Genomic DNA, 707 nt, shown 5'->3' with positions numbered 1-707 from the left:
TTGCGGAAGGCTTGTCTCCTCAAGATGATGTTTCAACAGTCATGACGACGGAAGTGATTTCTCTCGACCATAATGCTTACATCTACGAAGCCATGCTAACGATGTTACGCTACAATGTGCATCATCTGCCGGTGGTCAAAAATCAACTGCCGATAGGCATCATCGAAACTACCGATATTGTTCGTTATGAGTCGCAAAACTCCCTGCTTCTTGTAAGTAGCATTTTTCAGCAGCAAAGCATCGAAGATTTAGCGACAGTCGCAGAAGAAGTCAAAACCAGCTTCGTACGTCTGGTTAACGAAGACGCCAATTCACACATGGTTGGCAGCGCGATGTCGGTAATTGGCCGAAGTTTCAAACAGCGTTTGTTGGAGTTGGCCGAAGAAGAACTCGGTGCGCCTCCGATTCCTTATTGCTTCCTCGCATTAGGTTCAATGGGACGCGACGAACAGTTGCTGGTTACTGACCAAGACAACGCCATTATTCTGGACGAATCCTATCAAGAAGAGAAACATGGCAAGTACTTTGAAGATCTCGCTAAGTTTGTCAGTGACGGCCTTGACGCTTGTGGTTACAAATATTGTACCGGTGACATCATGGCCACAAACCCGATGTGGCGAATGACTCGCTCCGAATGGGAAGAATGTTTCGCTGACTGGATTGACGATCCCAACCCGAAAGCGTTACTGAATGCATCAATATTTTTC

General features: G+C 46.5%; 1 protein-coding gene. It reads left to right on the top strand.

Going from position 1 to position 707, the window contains the following annotated elements:
* Positions 1–707, top strand: a 707-nt coding sequence (locus tag R7Z49_RS25030) for a DUF294 nucleotidyltransferase-like domain-containing protein (protein WP_318112393.1), incomplete at both ends; no start/stop codon positions are given.

The organism is Vibrio sp. 1562 (assembly GCF_033340155.1).
Classification (GTDB): Bacteria; Pseudomonadota; Gammaproteobacteria; order Enterobacterales; family Vibrionaceae; genus Vibrio; species Vibrio alginolyticus.
The sequence above is the reverse complement of the archived record's forward strand: the minus strand, read 5'-3'. Positions and strand labels throughout refer to the sequence as shown.